At 64.3% G+C, this 17,412-nt stretch carries 16 protein-coding genes, 3 pseudogenes and 1 riboswitch; of the genes and pseudogenes, 8 read left to right on the forward strand and 11 right to left on the reverse strand.

Annotation, left to right across the window (positions count from 1 at the left end; all coding sequences use genetic code 11):
- Positions 1-72 precede the first annotated feature (72 nt).
- A riboswitch (TPP riboswitch) is annotated at positions 73-189 on the reverse strand.
- 268 nt (positions 190-457) lie between these two features.
- From DIE23_RS30555 to DIE23_RS30565, 3 genes are all read left to right on the forward strand, one after another.
- Positions 458-736 (forward strand): pentapeptide MXKDX repeat protein, encoded by a 279-nt coding sequence (locus DIE23_RS30555; protein WP_124615528.1) that lies wholly within the window; start codon positions 458-460, stop codon positions 734-736.
- A 103-nt stretch (positions 737-839) separates the two neighbouring features.
- The gene (locus DIE23_RS30560) at positions 840-1,472 is read left to right on the forward strand and encodes a cytochrome b/b6 domain-containing protein (RefSeq protein WP_124615529.1); all 633 of its coding nucleotides are present in this window, start codon (positions 840-842) and stop codon (positions 1,470-1,472) included.
- A 29-nt stretch (positions 1,473-1,501) separates the two neighbouring features.
- Positions 1,502-2,290 (forward strand): molybdopterin-dependent oxidoreductase, encoded by a 789-nt coding sequence (locus tag DIE23_RS30565; RefSeq protein ID WP_124615530.1) that lies wholly within the window; start codon positions 1,502-1,504, stop codon positions 2,288-2,290.
- A 46-nt stretch (positions 2,291-2,336) separates the two neighbouring features.
- On the opposite strand, the pseudogene DIE23_RS30570 reads toward DIE23_RS30565, so the two are convergent.
- Positions 2,337-2,573: pseudogene (locus tag DIE23_RS30570) on the reverse strand (helix-turn-helix domain-containing protein); the annotation flags it as partial.
- Between the two features lie 471 nt (positions 2,574-3,044).
- Here DIE23_RS30570 and DIE23_RS30575 point away from each other — a divergent pair.
- The gene (locus DIE23_RS30575) at positions 3,045-4,235 is read left to right on the forward strand and encodes an EamA family transporter (RefSeq protein ID WP_124615531.1); all 1,191 of its coding nucleotides are present in this window, start codon (positions 3,045-3,047) and stop codon (positions 4,233-4,235) included.
- A 21-nt stretch (positions 4,236-4,256) separates the two neighbouring features.
- On the opposite strand, the gene DIE23_RS30580 is transcribed toward DIE23_RS30575, so the two are convergent.
- The 9 genes and pseudogenes from DIE23_RS30580 to DIE23_RS30620 form a co-directional block, all read right to left on the reverse strand.
- The gene (locus DIE23_RS30580) at positions 4,257-5,456 is read right to left on the reverse strand and encodes an MFS transporter (protein ID WP_124615532.1); all 1,200 of its coding nucleotides are present in this window, start codon (positions 5,454-5,456) and stop codon (positions 4,257-4,259) included.
- Between the two features lie 230 nt (positions 5,457-5,686).
- Positions 5,687-6,511 (reverse strand): phosphodiesterase, encoded by an 825-nt coding sequence (locus tag DIE23_RS30585; RefSeq protein WP_124615533.1) that lies wholly within the window; start codon positions 6,509-6,511, stop codon positions 5,687-5,689.
- 38 nt (positions 6,512-6,549) lie between these two features.
- On the reverse strand, positions 6,550-7,581 hold the full coding sequence (locus DIE23_RS30590) for an ABC transporter ATP-binding protein (RefSeq protein ID WP_124615534.1): 1,032 nt from the start codon (positions 7,579-7,581) through the stop codon (positions 6,550-6,552).
- 13 nt (positions 7,582-7,594) lie between these two features.
- Positions 7,595-8,491, reverse strand: coding sequence for an ABC transporter permease (locus DIE23_RS30595; protein ID WP_124615535.1), 897 nt, complete (start codon positions 8,489-8,491; stop codon positions 7,595-7,597).
- A gap of 10 nt (positions 8,492-8,501) precedes the next feature.
- Positions 8,502-9,326, reverse strand: a complete 825-nt coding sequence (locus tag DIE23_RS30600; protein ID WP_124615536.1) for an ABC transporter permease — start codon at positions 9,324-9,326, stop codon at positions 8,502-8,504.
- A 16-nt stretch (positions 9,327-9,342) separates the two neighbouring features.
- Positions 9,343-10,371, reverse strand: a complete 1,029-nt coding sequence (locus DIE23_RS30605; protein WP_124615537.1) for an ABC transporter substrate-binding protein — start codon at positions 10,369-10,371, stop codon at positions 9,343-9,345.
- Positions 10,372-10,435: 64 nt separating this feature from the next.
- Positions 10,436-11,461, reverse strand: coding sequence for a substrate-binding domain-containing protein (locus DIE23_RS30610; protein WP_124615538.1), 1,026 nt, complete (start codon positions 11,459-11,461; stop codon positions 10,436-10,438).
- Between the two features lie 881 nt (positions 11,462-12,342).
- Positions 12,343-12,657 (reverse strand): annotated as a pseudogene (locus tag DIE23_RS30615) (IS110 family transposase); the annotation flags it as partial.
- A pseudogene (locus DIE23_RS30620) lies at positions 12,639-12,839 on the reverse strand (ATP-binding protein); the annotation flags it as partial. The pseudogenes DIE23_RS30615 and DIE23_RS30620, both read right to left, overlap by 19 nt.
- Before the next feature lie 411 nt (positions 12,840-13,250).
- On the opposite strand from DIE23_RS30620, the gene DIE23_RS30625 reads away from it, so the two are divergent.
- Complete coding sequence (locus DIE23_RS30625) at positions 13,251-14,408, forward strand: cystathionine beta-lyase (RefSeq protein ID WP_124615539.1); 1,158 nt, start codon at positions 13,251-13,253, stop codon at positions 14,406-14,408.
- Positions 14,409-14,520: 112 nt separating this feature from the next.
- Here DIE23_RS30625 and DIE23_RS30630 read toward each other — a convergent pair whose 3' ends face one another.
- Positions 14,521-15,057, reverse strand: coding sequence for an Lrp/AsnC family transcriptional regulator (locus tag DIE23_RS30630; protein WP_260436214.1), 537 nt, complete (start codon positions 15,055-15,057; stop codon positions 14,521-14,523).
- A 341-nt stretch (positions 15,058-15,398) separates the two neighbouring features.
- On the opposite strand from DIE23_RS30630, the gene DIE23_RS30635 reads away from it, so the two are divergent.
- The 3 genes from DIE23_RS30635 to DIE23_RS30645 all read left to right on the forward strand — a co-directional run.
- On the forward strand, positions 15,399-15,563 hold the full coding sequence (locus DIE23_RS30635; protein ID WP_124615541.1) for a response regulator transcription factor: 165 nt from the start codon (positions 15,399-15,401) through the stop codon (positions 15,561-15,563).
- 137 nt (positions 15,564-15,700) lie between these two features.
- Positions 15,701-15,907 carry a M20/M25/M40 family metallo-hydrolase gene (locus DIE23_RS40455; protein WP_311767838.1) on the forward strand — a complete coding sequence of 69 codons (207 nt, stop codon included), beginning with the start codon at positions 15,701-15,703 and terminating at the stop codon, positions 15,905-15,907.
- A gap of 915 nt (positions 15,908-16,822) precedes the next feature.
- On the forward strand, positions 16,823-17,412 hold a 590-nt coding region (locus DIE23_RS30645), incomplete at its 3' end, for a branched-chain amino acid ABC transporter permease (protein WP_148093477.1).

Raw genomic sequence — 17,412 nt, forward strand, 5'->3', positions numbered from 1 at the left:
CTTGACGAATGTGGGGCTCGCGCTAAGCAGGAGACGAGGCTTGGTGAGGCGGCGGATTTCGTCAGAAGGATGGCGTGAAATCCGTACGCTTCCCTGCGCTGGCATTATCCAGATCAGGTTCAAAGGGTATTTCTCACCCGCAATGCCGGTTGTTTGACCGGGCGCATTGCAGGACCCCCGCGTTAGCAGCGCACACGATACACTGGCTTGGCGGCGGTTTCAACCGGGAGGGGATCGGCCACCCCGGTGCGACCGCAGCATGGCGGGCGGTACGATGGCCCGTCGAAATGGCAGCGCGCGTCGCCGCCGCACGGCCCCATGGCTCGGCCGACAGCGGCGAAGCGGTGCAACATGGCGCGCCTTCGCGCAGCCTAAAAAAAAATTTCGCAGCGGCTGTCATTTCACGCGACGTCGTCCGTCTATTCGGCTCCTTAAACCCGTGTTTTGGAGAGATGTCATGAAAAACGTACTGATCGCCACCTGTGTTGCTGCTTTCGCCACCTTTGCAGCGGGCGCGTATGCGCAGAACGACGCGATGTCGCAAAACGGTGCGTCGATGTCGAAGGACGCGATGGGCCACGACGCGATGGCGAAGGACGCGATGGGCCACGACGCAATGGCGAAGGATGGCGCGATGAAGAAGGGCGCCATGAAGAAACATCCGATGAAGAAGGACGCGATGTCGCACGACGCGATGGGCAAGTCGTCGGGCGACAAGATGGCGCCGTCGAACTGACGGAGCCGTGCAAGGGGCGCGGCCGGCGCGTGTGCTGGACGACGGCCGCCCGCCCGTGTCTCGTGTTGTCTCGTCTCGTCGACGCGTTCCGGGAGTCCTCATCATGCAAACCGTTCCCGCCACCGGGCGCGCGGCCGCCACGCCGCCCGCGCGCCCGATCCATCCGCTGTGGGTGCGGGTGAGCCACTGGCTCAACGCGCTCGCGGCCATCCTGATGGTGCTGTCCGGCTGGCGCATCTACGATGCGTCGCCGATTTATCCGCCATTCGTGTTTCCGCACGGCATCACGCTCGGCGGCTGGCTCGGCGGCGCGCTGTTATGGCATTTCGCGGCGATGTGGCTGCTCGTTGGCAACGGGCTGTTCTACCTGACGATGTCGATCGCGACGGGACGCCTCGCGCGCAAGATGCTGCCCGTCACGCCGGCGTCCGTGTGGCGCGACGTGCGCGCCGCGCTGCGCGGCCGGCTCGCGCACGACGACTTGAGCGTCTACAACGCGGTGCAGCGTGCCGCGTACCTGGTCGCGATCGTCGATCTGATCGTGCTGGTGCTGTCCGGGCTGACGATCTGGAAGTCGGTGCAGTTTCCGCTGCTGCGCGAACTGTTCGGCGGTTACGACAATGCGCGCGTCGTGCATTTCTGGGCGATGTCGCTGCTCGTCGCGTTCTTCGTCGTGCACGTCGCGATGGCGCTGCTGGTGCCGCGTTCGCTGCTCGCGATGCTGCGCGGGCGCTGACCGGTCAACTCCGGGTGAAGGAAATCATCATGTCGGAATCCGAATACAAGCGCGATGGTTCGCGCTGGACGCTCGACCGCAAGTCGCTCGAGCTCGACGTGCGCCGCGAGCTGGAGATGCCGTCGCGGCGGCTGTTCAACCGGCGCATCCTGACGCTCGGCGGGTTGACGATGCTGACCGGCTGCACGCTGCACGACGACGCGTCGGTCAATACGTTCCTCGAGAAGGTGTCGCGCATGAACGATCGCGTGCAGGCCTGGCTGTTCAGCGGCGAGCGGCTCGCGCCGACCTATACCGAAGCCGACATCACGCGGCCGTTCCCGTTCAATGCGTATTACGGCATCGACGACGTGCCGCACGTCGATGCGTCGACCTACCGGCTCATGCTGTCGGGCCGCGTGACGGGCAAGCGCGTGTGGACGCTCGACGAACTGTATGCGCTGCCGCACGCGGAGCAGATCACGCGGCACATCTGCGTGGAAGGGTGGAGCGCGATCGGCCGCTGGGGCGGCACGCCGTTCGGCGCGTTTCTGGCACGCGCCGGTGCCGACACGCACGCGAAATACGTCGGTTTCAAATGCGCGGACGACTACTACGAAAGCATCGACATGCCGACCGCGCTGCATCCGCAGACGCTGCTCGCGTTCGACTACGACGGCCATCGCCTGCCGCCCGAATTCGGCTTTCCGATGAAGCTGCGGATGCCGACCAAGCTCGGCTACAAGAATCCGAAGCACATCATGGAAATCTTCGTGACCGATACTTTCCCGGGCGGCTACTGGGTCGATCAGGGGTACAACTGGTTCGGCGGATCGTGAACGGCGGGGGCACACGCAAGCGCGCGTTGCCCTGATTCACGGCGCCTTACGCGGATTCGCGCACCTGCAGGTCGACGCGCAGGCCGACCGCCGCCGCCATGTTCACGAGCGCGTCGAGCCCGAACAGGTTGATCTTGCCACGCAGCAGATCGGACACGCGCGGCTGCGTGACACCCAGCTGTTTCGCGGCCTGGGCCTGGCTGAGTTCGAGCTGCGCGATGCGCTGCTTGAGCGCCATCATCAGTTCGGAGCGCAGCTTCATGTTCTCGGCCTCGGCCGGCTGGCGTGCGGGTCGGACGAGCGGAGCGTCGGCGGCCGGAGGGCCGGCCGACTGCCGCGCTAAGCGCGAAGCGGCACCTGAAGCGCATGACCGGCCATCAGGCCGAGGTACCGATCTCGATGTGCGGGAGGGGCTTGAATAGGGGCTCGCGGAGCCCGTGCGGCGAGTATCCGGCCCCGGATTCCGTTCGGGCGGATGCCGAAAAATGTCGCGCCGAAACGTCAGTCGATATCCTTTCAGTCTGGTCTGACGATGCTTTCGAATCCTTGATGCCATAATGCCGAGCGTGCGTTGACGAAGCCGTTTGCGCACTGACCCTCTGCCGCCGCTTGCCGGTTCTTATTCGTCGCCGTTCGCACTGCCATGTCGTTCCGCACGTCCGTCTCCGCCTTCCCGGTCCCGTCAGGGCCGTTTGCCGGCCTCTCCGGCGTCTTTCAGCGGAGCACGCGCCACGTCGTGCGGGCGGGCTGAACAATGACACCGCTCGACCGCCTCCTCGATTTCCTCGCTCGCCTGCCGATCCGGATCCGCCTGCCGCAAAGCCGCGGCGGCCGCGTCGCGCTGGCCCTCGTATTCATCTATTTCGTCTGGGGTTCGACCTACAGCGGCCTGCATTTCGCGCTGCAGTCGTTCCCGCCGCTGCTGCTGTCGGGGCTGCGCAACCTGCTCGGCGGGATGGGCCTGTTCATCTTCGCGCTGCGACGCAAGCCCGAATGGCCGACGCTGCTGGAAATCCGCAACTCGGCGATCGTCGGTACGATGCTGGTCGCGCTGTCGTCCGGCACGATCGCGCTCGGGATGCGCACGGTCGGCAGCGGCTCGGCCGCGGTGATGGTCGCCACGGTGCCGCTGTTCGCGACCGTGATCGCGGCGGTCGCGGGGCGCCCGGTGGCGAAAGGAGAGTGGTCGGCCGTCGCGCTCGGGATGGTCGGCATCGTCGTGCTGAATTCGGGTGGCGCGGCCGCCGCGAACTCGGCGCTCGGCACGGTCTGCGTACTGGCCGGCGCGCTGTTCTGGGCGGGCGGCGCGCATCTCGCGACGCGGCTCAAGCTGCCGTCGGACCTGTTCCTGTCGACGTCACTGCAGATCGGCCTGGGCGGGTTGATGTCCACGATCGCCGCGTGGCTGATGGGCGAGCGCATCGAACAGGTCGCGGTCGTGCCGGTGTTCGCGTTCGTGTACCTGATGGTGTTCTGCACGATGGCCGCGTACGTCGCTTACGGCTACCTGATTCGCCACACGAGCCCGATCATCGCGAGCAGCTGCATGTACGTGAACCCGATCGTCGCGGTCGCGCTCGGCGCGCTGATGCTCGGCGAGCCCGTGACGATGGCGACCGTGATCGCGACGGTCGCGATCCTCGGCAGCGTCGGGCTGTCGTTCCTGTTCGATCCGGCGCGCCGGCCCGTGACGCGCGCGGCAGCCGATGCTTCGCCGGTCGTGGCGACCGCGGCAACCGTAGCCGCCGAATCGGCGGCGGGTGCGGCGTCCGCACCGGATCAGGCCGCGATGCCGGAGCCGGCGCCGATCCTCGCGCCGTCCGCGGTACCGCTTGCGGTGCCGGCACCGGCGGCCGTCGTGGCCCCGGCCGCGGTCATGGATCCCGTGCAGGCATTCGCGCCGCCGCCTGCCGGCGAACCGGCCGCATCGCGCGCCGACGCATGATGCCGGCGCGCGCGGCGGCGTTCAGCCGCGCCGTGCGCCGCGATGATGGAACCAGCCGGCGAGCGCGGTAAACAACAGCCCGGCCGCGCACATGCCGGTCCAGCCGAACGCGCGCCACGCGGCGACACCGGCCGACGAGCCGAGCGCGCCGCCGATGAAATAGCACACCATGTACACGGTATTCACGCGGCTGCGCGCCTCGGGCTTCAGCGCGTAGATGCGCGACTGGTTCGAGATCTGCGCGGCCTGCACGCCGACATCCAGCACGATCACGCCGATCACGAGCCCGACGAGGCTCGTCCCCGACACAGCGAAAATCACGAACGACACCGCGAGCAGGGCGATCGCGAGCGAGATGATCGCGCGCGGGCCGCGCTTGTCCGCGAAACGGCCCGCGTACGGCGCGGCCAGCGCACCGGCCGCGCCGACGATGCCGAACAGACCTGCGGCCTGCGGGCCGAGATGGAACGGCGCGCCGGCGAGCAGCAGCGTGAGCACCGGCCAGAACGCACTGAACGCGGCGAACAGCGCGGCGCCCGTCAGCGACGCCTCGCGCAGCCCGCGCAGTTCGACCGCCAGGTGCCACATCGAGCCGAGCAGCTTGCCGTACGACAGCGTCGACGTCGGCGAACTGCGCGGCAGCCGCAGCACGATCACCGCGGCCAGCGCGACGAGCGCCGCGACCGACGCGCCGAACACCGCCCGCCACCCGAAATATTCGGCGACGAAGCCGGCTGCCGTGCGCGCCAGCAGGATGCCGAGCAGCAGGCCGCTCATCACGGTGCCGACCGCATGCCCGCGCTCGGCCGGCGGCGCGATTTCGGCCGCGAACGGCACGGCCTGCTGCGCGATCGTCGCGAGCACGCCGATCCCGAGGCTCGCCGCGGCGAGCACCGCCAGCGACGGCGCGGTCGCGGCGACGATCAGCGCGATCGACAGGCCCGCGATCTGCAGCAGGATCAGTCGGCGACGATCGAAACGGTCGCCGAGCGGCGCGAGCAGGAACATGCCGGCCGCATAGCCGAGCTGCGTCGCGGTCGGCACTGCGCCGATCCACGACGCGCCGTCGGGAAAGGCCGAGCGGAAGCTGTCGAGCAGCGGCTGGTTGTAATAGATGTTCGCGACCGACACGCCCGCGATCGTCGCGAGCAGCAACAGCAGGCTGCGCGAGTAGTGGGGCGAGGCGGCGTCGGTCGGACGGTCGGTGGAGGCGACGGACATGGCGGCAACGGAACGGAGTTGGGCGGCATGGCGCGCGGCGCGGCATCGGTTGCGCAGGCGGCCGGGCGCCGATCGAGGGTGCCGATCATACCGGAGCACCGTGAATCCTGCCGGCCGGGCGGCCAGGCAGCCGGCGCGATCGGGGCATGACGGGATGCCGGCTGTGCCGCTCGGCCGCGACGGGTTCCGATCGGCCGCTGTCGCCCGTCATTCGCCCGCGCTGCGCGCCGTCAGTCGACCAGGTTCCCGTTCGGTTCATAGAACGGATAAGGCCCGTCGCCTTCGTCCACGTACACGTGATGGGACGTCATCCCCGTTTCAGGCGTATGGGCGTGCACCGCGAACGCGGGCGGCTCGAGCCGGAACGCGGACGGCGCGTCCGCGCGCAGGTCGAACGCAACCTGGTGCGCGGGCGCCGGCACGGCCGACGCGAGCGTGCCGCCGAAGCGCGTGAACATCGTCCGGTGCACGTGGCCGCACAGCACGCGTTCGACGTTCGGATAGCCGCGCAGCAGCGCATCGAGTTTTTCGGCGGCGGCGGGTGCGAGGCGCAGCGCGTCCATGTGCCCGATTCCGGACGCGAACGGCGGATGATGCAGCGCGACGATCACCGGCCGGTCGTGCGCGGCGTCGAGCTGCGCGGCGAGCCACGCCAGCCTTGCATCGCACAGGTCGCCGTGGCTCGTGCCGGGCACCTGCGAATCGAGCGCGAGCACGCGCACGGCGCCGAGGTCGAGCGCGTACTGCACGAACTCGCCGTCCTGCAATTCGGGGCGGTCGGCGAACACGCGGCGCAGCCCCGCACGATCGTCGTGATTGCCGACCATCAGGTAGTACGGAATCTCGAGCGGCGCGAGCAGGTCGCGCAGGTGGCGGTATTCGTCGTCGTGGCCGAAGTCCGTCAGGTCGCCCGTGACGAGCACCGCGTCGGGGCGCGGCACCAGCGCGTTCAGCTTTGCGATGCAGCGCGCGAGCGCGGCGGCGGTGTCGACGCGCCGGTACGCGAGCTGGCCCGGACGTTTGATGTGAAGATCGCTGATTTGAGCAAGCAGCATCGTCGTTCCTCGGAATGTCTGATTATTGTGGGGCGGTGTTACGCGGCGAGTGCGATCAGGCCTTCCGCCGCGATCGTGAGGCCGACCGCCGTGCCGCGCGCGAGCTCGATGCGGCCCGGCACGTCGATCACGAGCGCGTCGGGCGCCGCATGCTCGATCGTGAGCCGCGTGCGCTCGCCGAGGAACGCGCACGCGCCGATCGCGCCGCGCAGCGGCGCATGCGCGGGATCGGCGAGCTGCGCGTCCTCCGGGCGGAAGAACCACTCGTCGGCGGCATGCGGCGTGACGATCGAGCCACCCGTCGTCACGAGCGCGCCGTCACGCCATTGTCCCGCAAGCCGGTTCAGCGTGCCGATGAACTGCGCGACCGTGCGGTTCGCCGGCCGGTAGTAGATGTCGCGCGGCGTGCCGATCTGCTCGATGCGGCCCGCGCCCATCACGACGATCCGGTCGCCCAGTTCCATCGCCTCGGCCTGGTCGTGCGTCACGTACACGGTCGTCACGCCGAGTTCGCGCAACAGCGCATTCATCTCGCGGCGCAGCACGTCGCGCAGCTTCGCGTCGAGCGCGGTCAGCGGCTCGTCGAGCAGCAGCACGCGCGGGCGCACCGCGAGCGCGCGCGCCAGCGCGACACGCTGGCGCTGGCCGCCCGACAGCTGATCGACCGGTTTGTCCGCATGCGCGTCGAGCCGCATCATCGCGAGCAATTCGTCGACGCGTTCGCGCAGCGCGCGCGGCTCGGTCTTGCGAATCTTCAGCCCGTAGCCGACGTTGCCGCGTACCGTCAGGTTCGGGAACAGCGCGTAGTTCTGGAACACCATGCCGACCTGGCGGCGCTCGATCGGAAGCAGCGTCACGTCGTCGCCGCCGAACAGGATCGTGCCGCCGGCGTCCGGCGTGTCGAGGCCGGCGATCAGGCGCAGCGTCGTCGTCTTGCCGCAGCCCGACGGGCCGAGCAGCACGAGCGTCTCGCCCGCGCCGATCGACAGGTCGAGCGGTTCGAGCACGCGTGTGCCGCGGAACGTCTTCGCGCAGCGGGTCAGGGTGATGGGAGTGGAATCGAGTTTCATGGGAGCGGTAGGTTCAGCGCGGCCGGCGCTTCAACGCGCGCGTGCCGGACGGATCGACGCCGAGCCACTGCATCGCGACGAGGAGCGGCAGCGTCATCAGCAGGAACACGATCGTGTACGCGCTGCCGACTTCGAGACGCAGCGACGCATAGGTATCGGCGAGCCCGACGGGCAGTGTTTTCGTGTCGGGCGTATGCAGCATCCACGTCAGGTTGAATTCGCCGATCGACAGCGTGAGCACCGCGAGCGCGCCCGCGACGATGCCGGGGCGCAGGTTCGGCAGCACGATCGTGACGAAGCGCGTGACGAACGACGCGCCGAGGCTCGCCGCACCTTCCTCGAGCGTGCGCAGGTCGGCCCCGGCGGCGACGGCCGCGACCGCGCGCACCATGAACGGCAGCGTGAACACGACGTGGCCGACGACGATGAACCACAGGCTCATCCGGAACGCGGTGAAACCGCCGTACACGACCAGCAGCGCGAGCGCCGACGCGAGGCCCGGCAGCGCGACCGGCAGCACGAGCGCTTCCTCGATCACGCGGGCGATGCGGCTCTTGCTGCGCGCGAGCGCATAGCCGGCCGGCACGCCGACGACGAGCACGATCGCGAGCGTCGCGAACGCGACGCCGAGCGACAGCGCGACCGAGCCCTGGTACTGCTGCCACACCTGTTCGAGCCAGCGCAGCGTGAGGCCGCTCGACAGCCCGCGGAAATAGTTGACGGTGAGGCCCGCGAGCACCGACATCACGACGGGCACGATCAGGAACGCGCACAGCAGCAGCGTGACGCCCCATTGCAGCGTGGCGATCGCGCGCGCGCCCGACACACGCGGCGCGCGTCGTGCGGCTCCGTTCGCATGTGACGGAGCGGGCGCCGGCGACGGCGTGGACGAACCGGAAAGCGATTGCATGTAGGAATCCTCAGGCCGCGGCGGCGGCGGTATGGCCGGTGAACCGGCGCGCGAGCGCGAGCACGGCCCACGTGACGATGCCGAGCACGATCGACAGGCCGGCCGCCGTCGCGATGTTCGCGTTCAGCGTGAACTCGGTGTAGATCGTCATCGGCAGCACGTTCAGGTCGGTGGCGAGCGTGAATGCGGTGCCGAACGCGCCCATCGCGGTCGCGAAGCAGATCGCGCCGGCCGCGATCAGGCCCGGCGCGAGCGCCGGCAGCACGATGTCGATGAAGATGCGCCACGGCGACGCGCCGAGCGAGCGTGCGGCTTCCTCGAGCGACGCGTCGAGCTTCGACGCAGCCGCGATCACGGTGACGATCACGCGCGGAATCGAGAAGTACAGGTAGCCGACGAACAGCCCGGCAACCGAATACGCGAACACCCACTTGTCGCCGGTCAGCTTCGCGGACAGCATCCCGATCAGCCCCTGCCGGCCCGCGAGCATGATCACCATGAAGCCGACCACGACACCCGGGAACGCGAGCGGAAAGGTGAGCAGCGCGAGCAGCACGCGTTTGCCCGCGAACTCACGGCGTGCGAGCAGCAGGCCCGAGATCGTCGACAGCGCGAGCGTCGCGAGCGTGACGCCGGCCGACAACGCGACTGTCTCGCCGAGGCTCTTCATGTAGCGCGCGTTGCCGAGCAGCGCCGCGTACTGCGTGAAGAACGCGCCGTCGGCGGACACCTGCACGAGTGCCGCCATCGGCAGTAGCCAGAACGCGGCGAACATCGCGAGCGCCGGCGCGACGAGCGCGACACGCCAGCGCAGCGGGAAAGTCAGGTCGAGCATGGCGTGGGTCCGGCGCTTACTGCATCACCTGCAGGTATTGCTGGCCGAACGCTTGCTGGCCGGCCGCCATCTTGCCGAAGTCGACCGGTTTCGCCCGGGCGTATTCGCTCGCCGGCAGGAACTTCGCGGCGACGTCGGCGCCGAGCGTCTGCGCGCGCACCGGACGCAGGTACGCGTTGGCCCACAGCTTCTGGCCTTCGTCGGACAGCACGAAGTCGAGCACCTTCCTGCCGTTCGCGTCGTGCGGCGCGCCCTTCACGAGGCTCATCACGTAGGGCACCGCGATCGTGCCTTCCTTCGGAATCACGAACTCGACGTTCGCGTGATCCTTGTACTTCGCGCGATACGCATCGAAGTCGTAGTCGAGCAGGATCGGAATCTCGCCGGACAGCACGCGCGCATACGCGGTCTGCTTCGGCACGATCGGTGCGTTCGCCTTCAGCTTGCGGAACCAGTCGAGCCCCGGCTTGAAGTCGTCGAGGCTGCCGCCGAGCGCCTGGTTGACGGCGACCGCGCCTGCATAGCCGACGAACGCGCTAGACGGATCGAGGTAGCCGACCATGCCCTTGTATTCGGGCTTGAGCAGATCGGACCACGAGCGCGGGACCGGCTTGCCTTCGAGCGCGTCCTTGTTCACGAAGAAGCCGAGCGTGCCCGAGTGGATCGCGAACCAGTAGCCTTGCGGGTCCTTCAGGTTCGCGGGGATGTCGTTCCAGTGCGCGGGCTTGTACGGTGCGATCACGCCCTTGTCCTTCGCCTGGAATGCGGATGACACGCCGAGATAGACGACGTCGGCGACCGGGCTCTTCTGTTCGGCGATCAGCTGCGCGATCGCCTGGCCCGAGTTCTTGTTGTCGAACGGCACGCGGATGCCGGTCTTCTGCTTGATCGCCGCGATTTGCGCGGCCCAGTCGGCCCATTCGGGCGGGCAGTTGTAGCAGATCGCGGTTTCGTCGGCATGGGCGGCAGGCGCGAACGCGACGAGCGCGGCGCAGGCGACGGGTGCTGCGAGCACGCGCAGCAGCGAGGTCAGGCGAAAGGACACGGTGGGTCTCCGGGCGGGGTGTGGGTATTTCGCCGCGCCGCGCACGATGGCGCGGCGCGTGCGTTCAGGCGTGGCGCAACTGCAGGTCGGCGGCCGGCGACGCGACCGTCGCGCCGTCGCGCACCGTGTGCGGCAGGATCAGCGACGTGCGCTCGATCGTCGCGCCGCCGATGCATTCGACGAGGCGCCGCCATGCATGGCGGCCGATGTCCTGGTTCGGCGTCGCGACGCTCGCGAGCGGCGGCGCGAGCAGCTCGCCGATCGCGATGCCGTCGAAGCCGAGCACCGACAGGTCGTCGGGAATCGAGAAGCCCGCGCGGCGCAGGCCGCGCATCACGACCATCGCGAGCAGGTCGTTGCTGCAGAAGAGGGCGGTCGGGCGCGTGGCTTGCGCGGTGAGATGCGCGAGCACCGCGTCGGGCAGTTCGGCTGCGTTGAAGTCGACTTCGACCGGCGGCAGCGTCGCGACACCGGCTTCCTCGAGTGCCTGTGCGTAGCCGAGGTGACGCTGGCGTGCGCGATCCGACGCGGCGAGCGAGCCGGCCAGCATCAGCACGCGGCGATGGCCGCGCGCGGTCAGCAGGCGGACGCCGTCGTAGGCCGCGCGGCGGTTGTCGACCGATACCGACGGGCGGCGTTGCGTGTCGTTGTGCATCAGCACGTAGTGCGGTCCGTCGTGGTCGAGCATGTCGAGCAGCGGATGCGTGTCCGCATCGGCGACGGTCAGGATCAGCCCTTCGACGCGCTGCTCGCGCAGCGTCTCGATCGCGTGGCGCTCGCGCGCTTCGTCGTATTCGGTCGTCATCAGGATCAGCTTGAAGCCGGCCGCGGTCGCGAGTTCGTCGATGCCCTGCAGGCAGTCGGCGAACACCGGGTTCGACAGCGTCGGCACGACGACGCCGACGAGGCGCGTGCGCTCGCCGCGCAACTGCCGGCCGAGCGGGCTCGGGCGGAACTGCAACGTGTCGATGGCGGTGCGGATCGTCGCCAGCGTGGCGGGGCTGACGGTATGCGGCGCGTTGATCGCGCGCGAGACGGTGGCGATCGAGAAGCCGGCGAGCGCGGCGACGTCCTTGATGGTCGGGGTCATGAAGTTACGCGATGTAAACGTTTTCGGCCGGGAAATTATCGAAAACGTTTGTGACTTCGCGATGACGCACGAGATGTCTGTTTCGCAAAAAGTACGATACAAACATCAGATGTTTGGCGCCCGACGAGCGGGGCGGAGTCGATTGTAGCGGCGGATGCTGCGGCGCGGGACGAAATCCGTGGCAGCGTCGCGACGATGTCGATTGCGGCGCATGCATTTGGGCGAAGATGGAGCATGCAGACATGCTGCGTCGCGATGTACCGCGCATGAATCAGCTAACGCATGTGCAAGCAATGGTAGAATCGCGTCCGCCCTTTTGCCGGGGTGATGAAATTGGTAAACATAGCGGACTTAAACGATTGAGTGCCCGGCCGGAAACGGCCGGTGCAGAACCCTTCAAATTCGGTGAAACCCCTGACGCGCACCGTGCGTCGAGGCAACGCCGAGCCAAGCCTCGCGGTACAGCTACCGTTACAACGAGGAAGGTGTAGAGACTAGACGGGGGGCGCCTAAGGCGCACGGGCGGCGATCACGCCCGCGCGCGACGGCGAAGGCATAGTCCAGCGCACGAACGGCGTCGTTTCGACGGCGCCGGCTTTGAAAGAAGCAGTGTGACGAAAATCCGCCGCCTTAATTGGCTTGCCGGTTCGAGTCCGGTCCCCGGCACCAAATACCCTTCCGAGGCGATCCTCGTTAATCCAGAAACCCGTGATAGCACAAGGCTTCGCGGGTTTTTTGTTCCTGAATCATCCAACGGTGTCCGCGATAATCCGGGGGCATGTGGGGGCACCTTCGGGGGAATTTTTGTGGATGGTCGATGCCCCCGACAAAAAATGCCCCCTTGGGCTGTAAGGTGCATCATGCCGTTGACCGATGTCGCTACCCTGCTGGATCTTGCGTGCGTAATAGTCTCGCGAGACGGGGTCTCGCAAGGCCGCGAAGGCGGATAGGAACAAGGCGCGCTTGAGTACCTTGTTACCGCGTCTGGATGGATGTTCGCCGCGTATCGATGAACCTGAGCGCCGAGTGACCGGCGCGAGGCCGGCGTAGGCCGCTAGATGCGCAGCCGAAGCGAACGCTTTATGGGCGACCTCAGTCAGGAGTCTGGCGGCGGTCCTGACGCCGACTCCGGGCATGCTGGTCAGGACCGGCCAAAGAGGGTGAGCAAGCACCAGTCGCTCAACTTCGGCAGCGACTTTGAGAGCAGATGGAACAGCAGCGCGCCACCGGTCTGGCTGAACGGCAGATAGCCAAGTTCATCGAGAATCACCAGATCCACGTACATCAGCTTGTGAGCGATCTGGCCTTGTTTGCCGGTCGACTTCTCGAGCTCCAGCGCGTTGGTCGGCTCCACGGTCGAGAAGTAGCGCACACGCTTGACCGGAAAGATCGCTTTTGACAGCAAAGGCGATGTCAGCAATCCGGTTTCCACGTTGTACGAGGTCCAAACCGGAAAATGGATGGCGATTGCCGCGGCCGGCAAATAGGCACCTTTCTGCGAGGCCGAGATCACGTCGGGCGCGATCACGCCGTGCGCCCTTCTGGATAGTCCCTCGATGCTCCGCGGCGAACTACGTAGGAAGCTTATGCACGGGCACGTTAGACACCCACCGCCGTGCGTTCAGCCGAGTGAGAAAAGTTACCATTAGCCCCCTCCGTATCGAAGAAATTTATCTTCCGGACAGACATAGAATTGAGGAATTCGCCACGCACGTGGCATTTTTCTCTCAGGTCTAGTGTTCAGAAGTGAACCGCATGGCCTGTTTAACTCACAGCGCGAGTTCTCTATATGCATTGGCGTACAAAACTGATTCAGTCCGAAGTTCAAGTCCGTCAAGACTTTAAATCACTAGTTTTTCCAGTCTATCGTGGATCAACCGTGTTGTTCGATCGCGTATCGGAGGTGATTGACGACTGGCGACAAACGGAAAATGGCTACTCGTACGGGTTGTATGGGACGCCAACGACACTTGAACTTGCAGCCCGGGTATGCGAACTCGAAGGCGCACATCGGACTTTCGTTGTACCAGGTGGACAGGCGGCAATCGCAGCGATTTATTTGGCCTTCTGCAGTAGCGGTAGTCACGCGCTGGTGCCGGTCACAGCGTACGGTCCAAATCGGGAAATGTCGCTTTCTATCCTTCGCCGGCTTGGTATCGAAGTCGAGGCCTACGACCCATCGATTGGATCAGGAATCAGCGCGCTGATTCGAGACAATACGACGCTGATCTGGACGGAAAGTCCCGGCTCGGTGACGATGGAGGTGCAGGACGTTCCTGCCATTGTCGCGGCTGCACATGCTAGAAATGTGCCCGTTGCCCTGGATAACACGTATGCGGCGGGAGTAATGTTTGACGCATTTGGCCATGGCGTGGACGTCAGCATGCAGGCGTTGACCAAGTACATCGGTGGACATAGTGACCTCCTTTTGGGAACGGTATCGGCGAAAGATGCCCCGCTAGCTGAGTTGCTCGGTTCAACGCTCAAGCAGTTGGGCATGGCCGTGTCGCCTGACGATTGCAGTCTCGCGCTTAGGGGAATGCAAACCTTGGGAGTACGCCTCGACCGCCTGGAGAGTTCCACATTGACAGTTGCTCGTTGGCTCAATGAGAACCCGGCAATCGAGACGGTGCTCCATCCCGCGCTACCGTCATGCCCTGGCCATGAATTCTGGGCGCGTGACTTCACAGGCTCAACAAGCGTTTTCTCTGTTCAATTCTCATCCGACTACACCGCTGCTCAAGTGGAAGAATTTGTTGAGTCGCTAAAGTTGTTCAAGATTGGAATGAGCTGGGGAGGAACCACCAGCCTCGCCTTGGTGTATCCGAACATCGATCGGCCTGGAAAAGACTACGCCGGACGACTTGTACGATTTAATATCGGACTGGAAGAACCGAGCGATCTCATCTCCGATCTGAAACAAGCATTCTCAGCCTTAGCTGGATAGGGACTGGTTGTTGCCGTCGCTGATCTGCATGCAGCTTTTAATATTGTTTCTTTCTGACGCGACGGCGCAAACTATTAGCACAAAGAGGCCTTAAACGTGGGAATGCGATGCGTTATTTGTCGACGTCAAACGGTGCAGAGATTCCTATCTTGACACGATCCATGACAACAATCGTGCGAAACCATTTAACGCTTTTATGTTCATAGAAGATCCTTCTGGCGATATCTTCATAGTCTTTCATTGTCCTAACGTTCATTATAATGAAAAAATCCGCGTCGCCTGTAACGTAGTAACACTGCTGGATTTCCGGGATGGAGAAGGCTGCCTTGAGCGCATTCAACTCGCTGATATCCGTTCGCTCCATGTGAACTTCGGTGACGACCGTAATAGGCTTTCCGGCCCACTCGGGGTCGATTATGGCGACGTTGCCCTGAATGACGCCGCCCTTTTCAAGAGAACGAATTCGCCTCTGTACTGCAGCGGTGGAAAGATTGACCCTCTCTCCGATGACTCGCAGTGGCGTGGTGTTGCATCGTTCGAGTTCCGCAAGAATTGCGATGTCAAATGAGTCGAGGTCAGAAGGTTTGAGAGAAGCCATCTTATTAATTCGGTCAGGAGCCAGAGGATTGTACTGCTGGGCGAATGCCACCATCGACGCCTAAAGCCCAATGCGAACCGGCCCCAGATGACTGTGTTCGTGGGTGGCACGACCGGTGGCACGGAAGTTTTGCAAACTGGCCCCGCATGTTGAGCGTATTTACCAGCGACGATGCAATATATTTTTATCGAAATTCCGAAACTTTGCAAGGTAAGGCTGATGGCAGTCGACCGAACCCATCAGTTGGCTGCGAATGCTCAGAAGATACTCTATGGCTAGTGTCCAGAGTTAGAAATTCGTCGAATTATTTGCTGCCGTGGAGGCTGTTGAAGGCTACGGAGCCGTTTGTGCGCGTTGGCATGCTGTTACACCGCCATAATCCGAGAGAGACCATGGCCAAGAAAGAAGTGTTTGATGATTTCGAATTCGAGTCTGTCTCGAAGCGCGTTTTTATGCGCGGCAATTCCGTCATGCTGATGCAGAAGGAGTTCGAACTAGCGCTGCTGCTTTTCAAGCATATGAGCCGGCCATTGTCGCGGTCGAATACCCGGAGCTAGGATTTGACGAACAACGCGGACTTCAAACTATATCGCTGAGCGGCCGAGAGAGTTGGGAATCGAGGTTCACACGGGTATCGTGTGGTGCGGGAGTAGTCGGAAAGATCTACTTTGCGGGGGGCGGCCCGGCAATTGCGCTGCGAGCTGAGCTCGACGCCCTTCCACTTACCGAAGTAGCTGACTGCCGTCCCTACGTTTCACTCTTGCCGGGCAGGATGCACGCATGCGGCCATGATGGGCATATGGCAATGGTGCTTATCTTCACGATTGCGGTTGGTAACGAGTTTCGACAAGGCTCCGTACCAGCTCAACTTCTAAAGCTGTTCAATATTGGTATGAGCTGAGGGGACACACCTAGTCTCGCGCTTGCATACCCCCAATCTTTACCGACCTGGCGAAGATTATTCGGGGCGGCTTGTAAGGTTCAACGTCGACTTGGAAGAGCCTGGTTCCCTGAAATCGGATTCTCCCAGGCCTTCGCGTTTTTCGTCGGATAAAACAAGGACCGCGCGCTTCCGATAGGCGACGTGGTGGCTTCGGGCCCAGCTTTTCTCGAATCGGGCGGGATATTGCGCTGCGATCGCTATGGAATTTAGTGTGCGTTTATGTGTGGCGGAGCTGACCAACTGTGAACGAGAAAAAATCCCATTTGTCGCTTCATTTCGAATTTTTTTATCTCGGATTCGTGGCTAATATGATGCGCATCGACCACTAGAAAAATGTGCTTCGGATCAACCCCGCATAAGGAACGACGCCCGCGAGCTTGGGGAATACTTACAATAAAAGATATAAGGCGGCGAGCCGCTCGCGGCGGGATTGTTGGCCATGTCTCATAAGGCGCGAGTACATGCTTTCTGCGGTAACTGTACAGGTTTGAGGGCCGGGCGGAGACTTTGCACGTTGCATTGAATTTTCGAGAGAAGAATAGGCCGGTCCTCAAAACGCGGATCGGGTCCGCAGAAGCAAGGTGAGTATCAGAGCGGAGGTGGGCCGCTCGCGGGCTGATCAATTCGAGGAGGCAGATTCATGAGTGACCTTAAAAAGGAGACGTTGTTCGTGGCGCTTTCATTTCACAACCTTGGGGGAGAAGGTTACTTTAGAAAGGACTGGCGAGTTGGTTGCTGCGCCTATAACCGTCTATAAGGTCTCGGGCGGTAACCTTAATCTGATCCACTAAGACCTTTTTCAGTGAACGCGCAGCCGCGGCCGCCGTTCCTGTGTGCATGCAACGCGAAAGCGGCTAACGGAGTGGGAGAGACATGGACATCTTCGTCCAACAAATCTTGAATGGGCTGGTGCTTGGCAGCATCTACGCCATCATCGCACTGGGCTACACCATGGTGTACGGGATTCTGGGCATCATCAACTTCGCGCATGGCGACGTGCTCATGGTGGGCGCCATGGTCGCGCTCTCCGTGATCAACGTGCTCCACAATCACTTCCCGGGCCTCGGGAGCATCCCCACGCTGTGCATTGCGCTCGCGGTTGCCGCGGTCGTCTGTGCGGTCGTCGGGTACACGATCGAAAAGGTCGCGTACCGGCCGCTGCGCCGCGCGCCGCGCCTCGCCCCGCTGATCACCGCGATCGGCGTGTCGATCCTGCTGCAGACGCTCGCCATGATCATCTGGGGCCGCAATCCGCTCGCGTTCCCCCAGCTCATCTCGACCGATCCGATCAACGTGATCAAGGCCACCGACACGACACCCGGCGCCGTGATCTCGGTGACCGAAATCGTGATCATCGCGGTGGCGTTCATCGTGATGGGCGGCCTGCTGCTGCTCGTGCACAAGACCAAGCTCGGCCGCGCGATGCGTGCGATCGCCGAAAGCCCGAACACCGCGAGCCTGAT

The organism is Burkholderia sp. Bp9143 (genome assembly GCF_003853645.1).
Lineage (GTDB): Bacteria > Pseudomonadota > Gammaproteobacteria > Burkholderiales > Burkholderiaceae > Burkholderia.